This is a genomic window from Flavobacterium sp. UBA4854, assembly GCF_002399805.1.
GTDB lineage: Bacteria > Bacteroidota > Bacteroidia > Flavobacteriales > Flavobacteriaceae > Flavobacterium > Flavobacterium ginsengisoli.
Map to the genome: position 1 here is coordinate 34,149 of NZ_DHEI01000071.1, position 11,093 is coordinate 45,241.

At 36.3% G+C, this 11,093-nt stretch carries 7 protein-coding genes; all 7 read right to left on the bottom strand.

Annotated elements, in window-relative coordinates; all coding sequences use genetic code 11:
* Positions 1-86: 86 nt before the first annotated feature.
* The gene (locus tag B3J44_RS10300) at positions 87-1,262 is read right to left on the bottom strand and encodes an aldose epimerase family protein (protein WP_286968300.1); all 1,176 of its coding nucleotides are present in this window, start codon (positions 1,260-1,262) and stop codon (positions 87-89) included.
* A gap of 22 nt (positions 1,263-1,284) precedes the next feature.
* Positions 1,285-2,307: a glycoside hydrolase family 43 protein gene (locus B3J44_RS10305; protein ID WP_286968302.1), complete on the bottom strand. Its 1,023-nt coding sequence runs from the start codon at positions 2,305-2,307 to the stop codon at positions 1,285-1,287.
* 109 nt (positions 2,308-2,416) lie between these two features.
* On the bottom strand, positions 2,417-4,225 hold the full coding sequence (locus tag B3J44_RS10310) for a glycoside hydrolase family 2 protein (RefSeq protein WP_286968304.1): 1,809 nt from the start codon (positions 4,223-4,225) through the stop codon (positions 2,417-2,419).
* Between the two features lie 386 nt (positions 4,226-4,611).
* Complete coding sequence (locus B3J44_RS10315; RefSeq protein ID WP_286968305.1) at positions 4,612-5,658, bottom strand: glycoside hydrolase family 43 protein; 1,047 nt, start codon at positions 5,656-5,658, stop codon at positions 4,612-4,614.
* A 133-nt stretch (positions 5,659-5,791) separates the two neighbouring features.
* Positions 5,792-6,967 carry a cellulase family glycosylhydrolase gene (locus B3J44_RS10320; protein WP_286968307.1) on the bottom strand — a complete coding sequence of 392 codons (1,176 nt, stop codon included), beginning with the start codon at positions 6,965-6,967 and terminating at the stop codon, positions 5,792-5,794.
* Positions 6,968-7,048: 81 nt separating this feature from the next.
* Positions 7,049-8,572 carry a RagB/SusD family nutrient uptake outer membrane protein gene (locus B3J44_RS10325; protein ID WP_286968309.1) on the bottom strand — a complete coding sequence of 508 codons (1,524 nt, stop codon included), beginning with the start codon at positions 8,570-8,572 and terminating at the stop codon, positions 7,049-7,051.
* A 16-nt stretch (positions 8,573-8,588) separates the two neighbouring features.
* Positions 8,589-11,093: SusC/RagA family TonB-linked outer membrane protein (locus B3J44_RS10330; RefSeq protein ID WP_286968311.1), on the bottom strand; the 2,505-nt coding region annotated here is incomplete at its 5' end.

Consider the following 11,093-nt stretch of genomic DNA (forward strand, 5'->3'; position numbering starts at 1 on the left):
GCTTCAAAAAAGTCCTTTTTATTTTTCACAAAAAAGTCTTTCGCATAACGTTTTTCAACTCTTAATTTCCAGCTCAAAACTCATAACTATTTAGCCGAAAATTGATACAAAGAAACCGTATGGTACTTCTCTCCTGCCTTTAAAGTTATTTGAGGAAATTTTGGCTGATTTGGCGCATCTGGGAAGTGCTGTGTTTCTAAAGCGAAAGCAGTTCTAAAATCATCTTTAGCACCTGATTTAAAGGTGTTTTTGCTTTGCATGAAGTTTCCGCTATAAAATTGTAATCCAGGCTCTTCTGTATAAATATCTAAAGTAATACCTGAAACATCACCTTTAATCGTTGCCGCATGAATAAATCCGTCTTTTTTAGTCCCATTAAGCACGTAATTATGGTCATAACCTTTTCCGAATTTCAGCTGCTCGTCTTTAGTTTCTATTCTTTCGCCAATTTTATGTTTTGATTTAAAATCGAAAGGTGTATTTTTTACCGATTTCAATTCTCCAGTCGGAATCAAACCTTCATCAACTGGTGTAAATTTATCTCCGTAAATTTGTAATTCATGATTTAAAATTGTTCCGCTTCCTTCTCCATTCAAATTAAAAAAGGCATGATTGGTTAAATTAACAATCGTTGTTTTATCGGTTGTTGCTTCATATTCCATTTTTACCGCATGATCAGCTGTAATAGAATAAGCTACTTTTACGTTTAAATTTCCAGGAAAACCTTGTTCTCCATCTGGCGAAGCATACGTAAAAACCAGCATATTCTCATTTGTCTTTTCAACATTCCAAACAACGTCTTGAAACCCTTTTACACCACCGTGCAGCGCATTTTTCCCGTTATTAAGCGGAATTTGATATTGTTTTCCTTCGAGCGTAAATTTGCCTAATGCAACTCTGTTGCCAACTCTTCCGATTGTAGCACCAAAGTAAGGTTCTGTTGAGTTTTTGAAACCTTTTGCGCTATTCATTCCGACTACAACATCGGTTGATTTTCCGTTTTTATCCCTAACCCATAAACCTACTAATCGCCCGCCATAGTTGGTAAAAGCAGCTTTTATATCTTTATTTTCGATCCAATACAAACCGACTTTTTTACCATCGATAATGGTATCGAAGTTTTTAGTCTCTAAAACCGTTTTTATCGAATCTGATTTGGTTTCTGAACTTTCTTTTGAAGCCGTATTTTCTTTTTTATTGTCTTTACAGTTAAATTGGAAAAGTACAAGCAACAAAACTGCAGCAATTTGGATATTTTTCATTTTTATCTTTTTTGAAATGATTTTAATTTGACGGAATAGCCAATGGCGTTCCTTCACTAACTGGCTCACCCAAAACTGGAAAACCGTTGGCGTCCCACTCTATTTTCTGCATTCTTGGCGATCTTTTGTTACCGCATCCTTCTCCTGGGTTTGAATTGGCGTGATATAAAATCCAATCTTCTTTGCCGTCGGGAGATTTAAAGAATGAATTATGCCCTGGCGCATAAACCTTGTTGATTGAAGATTGTTTAAAAATCGGTTCAGGAGATTTCTTCCAAGCAGTTGCATCTAGCAAATTATCTGTGCCCGTAAAGGTTAACAATCCTAAAGCATAGAAATCGGTCCAGCAACCACTTGCCGAAAACACAATGAAGATTTTTCCATTTCTTTCTAAAAACTGTGGCCCTTCGTTCACATTTACCTGTGGCGGATTCACCTCATCATGCAAAGCGCCATGTGTTTCCCAATCGTTTGTTGGTGCAGAAATCATAACGCGATCACCATCAATCTCCAATGGATTTTTCATTTTGGCAATGTAAATATTCTGCTGACCGTTTTTGTCTCCTTCCCAGCCTGCCCAAATCATGTATAGCTGCTTTTTATATTCAAAAACATTTCCGTCAATGGCCCATTTATCGGTTTTCGCAGCGATTTTGCCTTTAAATTCAAATTTCCCTTCAAACGGATCTGAAGATTTATTTTCTAAAACATACATTCTGTGATTGTTGTTATCGCCATTATCTGCCGCAAAATAGCAATACCATTTTCCATTAATGATATGAAACTCAGGCGCCCAGATTTCTGCCGAATAATTGGTGTTTTTAGGCGGTGTCCAAATCACTTTACTTTCTGCATTTTTAATATCCGAAAGGTCTTTTGTTTTCCATAAAACCAATTTGTTTCCAAGTGTGTTGGTGTAGTAATAATAACCTTTGTAATACGTGCTGTAAGGATCTGCTCCCGATGGAAGGATTGGATTAGTGAATGTTTTTTGCTGCGCAAAACTTATCGTTGTGAACAGGAAAAGGATTAGATATTTTTTCATTTTTAGTTTTTTGTTAGTCTTTGAATTTTCTCTCGCAGATTTCGCAGATTTTGCAGATTTCTTTTTATCAGCGTAATCTGCCAAATCTGCGGGAGAAATAAATTTAACTCTAATTCAAAGCATTGATAACCTCTGTATTAATCTTGTTTACCGCTTTAAAATCCATTTTATCTACTTTTCTATCGTAGGTCATAAAACCGTTTACTTCGCCTTCAACATCGGTTGTTTGAGTGTAGACTGCAGCCGAGAATCCCGTTTTAACGTATTTTCGAAGCATTTCAGCATACTTTATGTATTCAGTGGTAACTTCCCCTGCATTTTTAAATTTAATGTATCCCCAGTTGTCATTTGCTCTCCAAAGATGTCCTTCTAACGGAAGACCGATTCCGCCATACTCTCCCAAGACTGTAACTCTTCTCGCATCGTACAAATACATATCTGGACCAGGATAATTGTGTAAATCTAAAATATCTCCCGTTTGAAAGTGATTTCCTCCACTTGCAGAATTAATCAGACGCGTTGCATCATGATTTTTTGTCCATTCTGTAATTTCAACAGTTTTAAATTGTCCCCAAGCTTCGTTAAACGGAACCCAAACCACAATACTTGGATAGGAATACAGGTGATCCATAATTTCGCGCCACTCTTTTCTATAGATTTCTTCCGATTTTGCCGAACGCTGTAATTCTGTTCCTTCAAAATACTTTCTGTTTTGCCAAACCGGCTGATCGTCTCCGCTTGGCATATCTTGCCAAACCAAAACTCCTAACTGATCGCAGTGCGTATACCAACGTTCCGGTTCTACTTTTACGTGTTTACGAATCATATTAAATCCTAATTCTTTGGTTTTAACAATATCGTATTTCAAAGCTTCATCAGTTGGCGCTGTATACAATCCGTCTGGCCACCAGCCTTGATCTAAAGGTCCGAACTGAAAATAATCTTTGTTATTTAATTGCATTCTCACGATTCCGTTTTCATCGCGTTTAGATGAAATTTTTCGCATTGCAAAATAACTTTTCACCTCATCAACCACTTTGTTTTTGCTGATTAAGCGAATTTTAGTCTGATACAAAAACGGACTTTCAGGTGACCACAGTTTCGGATTATTCAAAACAATATCATTGCTTTCACCCACAACCGCTTTTTCTTTAGCGATTTCTTTTCCGTTATCGAAAACAGAAATTTCAACTAAATCTCCTATTTCCGCTCCATTTACCTCAGCTTTTATACTAATCGTATTTTGATCAATATTTGGCGTTGTATTTAATGCTGCAATGTTTTTAGCATTTACAGGCTCAATCCAAACCGTTTGCCAGATTCCAGTAACAGGCGTGTACCAAATTCCTTCTGGGTTCTTAACTTGTTTTCCTCTTGGCTGAGGCCCATCGTTGGAAGGATCCCAAACTTTCACAACCAGTTTCTGATTTTTTCCTTTTTGGATGAATGGCGTAATGTCGAATGAAAACGGCGTATATCCTCCCGTATGAGAACCCACTTTTACATCATTAATAAAAACCTCTGTTTTCCAATCGACAGCTCCGAAATGCAAAAGGATATTTTTTCCATTCCAGCCCGATTCAATCGAAAATTGAGTTTCGTACCAAAGTTCATTTTTAGCACCAACTTCTTTCATCACGCCAGACAGACTCGATTCGGCTGCAAACGGAACCAGAATCTGCCCGTCATATTTTGAAGGCACTGCTTTTCCAAATTCTTGAATGCTATAATTCCACAAACCATTCAGATTTTTCCATTGGCCGCGCTCCATAATCGGACGGGGATATTCGGGTAAAGTTTTCTTCGGATCGACCTGCTCTGCCCATTTGGTCTTGATTTTATCACCTTGTGGTTTCCATTGCGCATTTACTGCAAACATGGATAACAAGGCTAAAAAAAGGATGCTTTTTCTTTTCATATTCTATCTATTTGAGATTTTACACTCATTCGTTTTTTTTTAACCATATAAGTTATATAAGTTCATTTTAGTTTAAGTAACTGTTATTATTCATTGTCAAGAAAATATAAGTTTTGGCTTTCAAACTAAAACCAAACTTAATATGTTCTTACATGACTTACATGACTTATATGGTGAAAATATTTACTCTACCGTAATATTTCTTCTAAATCAAAATGAATTACCGGGCTCATCTCCACATAAGCCCGATAATTACTGAACTAAACTAACTTAACTAACCATATTTTTAATTGGTGAAATGTGAGATGTGAAAATGTAAAATGTGAGATGTAAAATGTTGGACTGATTTTTTCCTTCTCAACTTTTTACTTTTTACTTTTTACTTTTTACTTTTTACTTCTAACATCTTTCACAATTCCGAATTTCTTCACCAAACTGTCGTATTCTTTTTTAGAGATTGTAATCATGCAACCGTGGCGTACTTTTTCTGGAAGACTGTATTTGTCCCAATCTGAGAAAAAAGTGTAGCCTGAGGCTTGAAACCAAGGTCCGTTTAGGTTATCTGCAATCGATAATCCGTATGAAACACCTGGATATTGTTCGTAATACATGTACCATATTTTGTCATCTGGAGAAGGAATTAACATTGGCGCTTCTCTAAAGTTTGGACTGATAGATTGCTGGGGCAAAGAATAAGGTCCTAAAAGATTTTTTGATTTGGCAATTCGGATCGTTTTTCCTGTTGTCCAATACAAAGTTGGATAGGTTTCGTCTTTAATCACGGCATAATAGGAATCGCCAACTTTACGAATAAAAACATCAATCGTTCCCATATCCCAATCGAATAAACGTTTTGGTGTTCCTTCGAAAGTTTTTAAATCTTTAGACAAAACATACAAGGTACGCTGACTTGCCCAATAACGTTCTCCGTCTTCTTTGGTTCCTTCCAAATGTGGCGTGTGCCAAGTCATGATGAACTTTTGAGAAGGTTCGTCATAATATAATTTTGGAGCACCAATTCGCTGTAAAGCGTTAGAATAATCGGGCGTACTTTTTAAATCGGGCGTATAATCAGAATGTTTTTTCCAAGTGATTAAATCATCCGAAGCCCAGATATTGATTGCCTTTGCATCGTCTCCTGTATTTCCTGCAATGTAATATTTCCCGTCTGGGCCTTTGCAGATATCAGGATGTCCCTTATAATCTTCAAAAACGCGTTTTCCGTTATTCAGGTTTTCCCAATGAAGTCCGTCCAAACTAACAGAATAATACAATCTGCCGTAATCGTTATGCGTCATGTGCGCAAAAAGATAGGCTTCGTTTTTTGGTTTTTCACTTCCTTTTATCTGTCCAGGAGGATCTGGCTGTTGCGCTTTCGCGGAAAAGCCAACTAGAATCATCATTAGAAAAAATAAGTTCTTTGTTGTTTTCATAAGCTGTTTTTTTTTAATGTGCCAATTAGTCAATTTGATAATTAGATAATTTTTGAAATGTGTTAATGGCTAATTTTCTAATTATCACATTTTCTCATTTTCTAATTTTCTAATTATCAAATTGACACATTATCTAATTCTTCTTATTCGCCTCAGCAGTCATTTTCTTAATCAAATCGGTTTCGGCTTTAATGTATGGTGTTCCGTCTGTATGCAAAACATCGTGAAACCATAATTTTGGTTCTGCGGTGTATGTTTTAGTCCAACTGTCCCAAGCGTATTTCGTTTGTGTTTTTCCGTCTACAAATCCCCAATTGATCATTCCTACGTTGTATTTTCTAGCTATTGGAAGAAATCCTTCAAAAGTGCTTCCGTTTGGTCTTGCCATATATTCTGTACACAATAAAGGTTTTCCATAACGCTGTAATTGTTTAATTACTTTTTCGAAATCCTGAGGTGTGTTGTAATTGTGGAAAGAAACAATATCAGACTGCTCGATCTGCATTTTGTGCATTGGTTTCATCTTCGCTTCGTCACTCCAATCTCCTACCCAAACGCCAGATGTCAATGGCTGAGAAGGATTGCTCTCTCTTGCCCACACAAAAACATCTTTTAAAAGCGGTAAAATCAAATCGACTTTGTTTTTAATTTCTACTTTTTCGTAAGACGGTCCTGTCATGTTATCTGGTTCATTCCAAACATCCCAGCCTAAAATTCGTTTGTCATCTTTAAAATGAGAAACCGTTTCTTTTACATATTTCTCCAAACGCGGATATTGTGTTTTATCCTGAAGCACCTTTTGTCCCGGAGCCTGTACCCAACCTGAATTATGCGTATGCGGTTTTGGAGCACGCTGTTTTCCTAAAGCAGGAAACGGATCCCAACAAGAATCAAACAAAACAAAAAGGGTTTTGATGTGATGTTTATCAGCAATTTCTAAAAACTGATTCATGCGTTTGTAAAGTCCTTCTGCGTCTTGCTGATGCAATAAGTCGTGTAGATACACGCGCATTACATTCATACCAAGACCTTCAGCCCAGCCCAATTCTTGATCAATTCGTTTTGGATCAAAGGTATCTTCCTGCCACATCTCTAACTGATTTATAGCTGTGCTAGGAGAATAATTTGCCCCAACCAACCAAGGCTGTTCTGCGTACCATTTATTGGCCTGATCTTTTGTCCAGATTTCTCTTTTTTCTATTGAGGCGACTTCGCTTTCCTTTTCTTCAGGATTATTTTTTTTATTGTTGCAGCTAAGCAATACGAGTCCTGCTAACATAAATGTCAGACACAATTTTACTTTCTTCATTTCAATTTTATTTTTTTGAACAATCGTTCTTTATGATAAGGGAACCAGACTTTTACATCTGATCCCCTCAAAAAATCAGTTTTAATATCCAGAGTTCTGCTCTAGATTTGGATTATTATCTACATCGCTTTGCGGAATTGGCATTCTGTGATTTTTACCTACTGTGAAGTTTTTAAAATCTGGATCACGAAGCGCAATTTTATCAACAGAAGCTTGAGAATTTAAGTCTCCCCAACGTTTTAAATCTTCCCAACGAACGCTTTCGCCACACAATTCCAGAACTCTTTCCATTTTCAAACGCTCTAGGAATTTGTCGTGATCGTTTCCAATTTCTGGATGTGCTGTTGCCAATGCATTCATATTTGCACGAGCTCTAACTAAATCAACATACTGATACGCTTGAGTAGTATTTCCTAATTCGTTTAAAACTTCCGCGTAGCGCAATAAAATATCAGCATAACGAACCAATCTGTAGTTTACTTGGTTGTAGTAATCTTCGTTGTTTCTGTAATAATCGCGGCTTCCTTTTCTAAACCAAGCTTCGTTATTGTTCCATTCCCAGTTTCTTCCGTATGTTTTGTCTCCAAAATCGGCTAATAACTGAGGGTAGAATAAAGTCCATCTTAACCTTTCATCCAATTTTCCGTCTTTATTATTTTCTTGTTTAAAAGCATCCACTAACCAAATACGCGCTTGTCCGTCAGACCATCCAATTCCTCTTGGCGCAAAAAACTGAGAACGGTTACTAGAAACTGCCGCATTTTGCGCTTCGTCAGTTCCTCCTTTTCTTTGGTCTCCAAATTGGATTTCAAAAACAGATTCGGCATTATTCTCATTTGTATCCGTAAAATTATCTCTGTAGTTAGATACCAAACTGTACTTCGCTCCTGCTCCAGAAATTAAAAATTCAAGAGCTCCTTTTGCTTCATTCCATTTGTGCTGTTGCATATATACTTTGGCAAGAAAGGCTTTTGCGGCACCTTTATCTGGTCTTCCTAATTGATCAGCTGACCAATCTCTTGGCAAATCTTCAAAAGCTTCATTCAAATCTTTTTCTACTTGAGCCCAGATTTCGTCTACCTTTACTTGTTTTGGCAAATCTGCTGGCGTAGACGGATCTAAAACCAACGGCACATCTTCCCAAATTACACCTGCATAGTAATAGTGCAATGCTCTAAAGAATTTAGCCTGCGCGATAATTTTCTTTTTATCATCTTCGTTCTGAAAAGTAATATTCGGAACATTAGCCAAAACCTGATTACATCTAAAAATAGCTTTGTAAGTATCTCTCCACGTTACGGCATTTCCTTCCCAAAAATTATAATTGATATAATTGAATCTTGTCCAATCTGCCAATTCTGTCCACGGACTCACGCTATAACCTTCGTCAGAAGTTAAATCCAGACGGAAATAAATCCATCTTGCCCACAAACCGTCTTTATAAAACATGGCATAAATAGAGTTTACACCGGCTTGTGCATCACTTTCAGTTTTCCAATATTGGTCTACTGTAATATCATTTGGGCTGTTCAAGTCCAATTCGTTTTCACAAGCGGTAAAAACAAGACCTAGAAAAGCTGCTGTTATAATTATTATTTTTTTCATTACGCTGTTTTTTTAATTAAAAGCTAAACTCTACACCCAAAGAATATGTTCTAAGATTTGGGAATGCCCCATTATCTACACCTCTTTCAAAAATATTACTGTTGGTAAACTCAGGATCCAATCCTTTATACTTAGTAATCGTAATAATGTTCTGTGCAGATAATGTTAATCTTGCTCTCGAAATACCTGAATCTTTTAAGACACTTTGCGGAAAATTATATCCAAATCCGATGTATTTCAATCTGATAAAATCGCCATTTTCTAAGAAACGATCTGTATCTCCTCTTGAATTTAAAGTTGATCCTTTTGTAATTCTAGGAAAATCGGTATTTGGATTTTCAGGTGTCCAAGGCTGAATGCCTCTTCTGTAGTTACTATTGTCATCAAAACGATCTACGACACTTCTAAATCCGTCATAAACAGTAGCTCCATGAGAAGCAATCCAGTTCATAGAAAAATCAAAGCCTTTATATTCAGCTCCAGCGTTTAAACCCATTTCAAATTCTGGCCACGGACTTCCAACGATTGTTTTATCTTCATTTGTAATTTGTCCGTCTCCATTGTTATCCTTAAAACGAATATCTCCAGGAACAGCATTTGGCATGATTACTTTTCCGTCAGCATTTTTGTAATTATTAATTTCTTGCTGATTTTGGAATAATCCATCTGTTTGCAATACATACCACATTCCTACTGGCAAACCAGCTCTTGTTACTGTGTTTCCTGAGTAATTTTCATTTTGTCCGTTACCCAACGAAACCAATTTGTTGTTTATTTTGGTAAAGTTGACAGAAGCATTAAATGAGAAATCATTGATTTTTTTGCTATAAGCCAATTCCAATTCAAAACCTTTATTTTCTACAGTTGCAGCGTTAGAAATTGGGTTTCCTCCATCGTTTCCTGTTGTCAATAAAATTGGGAAACCAAATAATACGTCTTCAGTACGAGCAATAAAATAATCTGCTGTAAATCGTAAATCATTATTTAAAACTCCTAAATCCAATCCGAAGTTGGTTTGTTTTAGTTTTTCCCAGCGCAATTCGGAATTTGATAATTTTACTTGAGTTGCAGAAGGATATAAAGTCTGGTCTTTTCCTAATACAATTTGTCCAAAATTATTTACGAAGCTTTTGTACTCATAATTTCCAATATTTCCAGATCCTAATTCTCCATAACTTGCTCTTAATTTTAAATCTTTAATGAATTCTGATTTAAAGAAAGATTCGTTGCTTATTCTCCATCCTGCAGAAATAGAAGGGAAATTACCCCATTTATTGCCATCGCTAAATCTTGAAGATCCGTCACGTCTGATTACGGCATTGAATAAATAACGATTATCATAATTGTATTCTAATCTTCCTAAATACGACGTTAAAGCCGCTTCATTAATAAAACCTCCAACAACTGGCGAATCTCCTTGGTTTAAAACTTCATAATATTCTCCAGTTCCAGAATTCATCGGAAGATTTCTTTTTGTTCCGTAAATCTGATTGTAATTGTCTTTTTGATACGTTTGACCCACTAAAACCGTGATATCATGCTTCCCAAATTCTTTCTTGAAAGTCAATGTATTTTCGAACAATAAAGTTTCTGATCTTCCTTTGTTTTGGTCTGTCTGAGAAGGATCTTGTGGCTGGTTTAAAGTCCAACTTCCTTTTTTTCTCATGTATTTATAAGAATCAAAACTTGTTTCATATCCAAAATTGAAACGGTATTTCAACCAAGGCACAAATTTTAATTCAGACCAAATATTACCTCTAATTCTAAAGTTTTCGTTTGTTGTGTTAGAAAAATCAGCTAACGCCAAAGGGTTTGTTCCAAAAGTATCGGCAACTCCTTGTTTTCCGTAACCGTATCCGCCTGGGTTAGAAGCGTCATAAAGCGGAATTGTAGGGGTCATTCTGTACACATCAATAATTGGATTTCCAGACATTTCATCTGTTTTAGAATTACTAATGGCTAAATTTTCTCCAATGCTAAAAATCCCTTTTGTACCGCTTGAATTCACACGGAATGAAATTCTGTCAAAATCAGTTCCGATAACAGTACCTTGATTTCCAAAATAATTTCCAGACATAAAGAATGAAGAATTCTCACTTCCTCCAGAAAAACTAGCATTATAATCTTGCATCATTCCCGTTTTAAAAACAGCATCTTGCCAATCTGTATTTACAGCCATATTTAAGTTTTGTCTCGGAAGTCCAGCATTGTCATACGCCATATTGTTGTATTTAGCAAACTCTTCGGTTCCCATTAAATCATAACGAGGCATAGAGGTAAAACTGCTTTTTGCTGATACTTCAACCTGAAGCGGTCCTTTTTTACCTTTTTTAGTCGTAATGATAATTACACCATTTGCCGCTCTAGAACCATAGATTGCTGCCGCAGAAGCATCTTTTAAAACCTGAATCGATTCGATATCATTTGGGTTAAAATCTCTGTTTGCAGAAGTTACCAAACCGTCAATTACGTATAATGGGTTTGTATTTTGAAGGTTTTTAAGTCCGCGAATTTCAACATT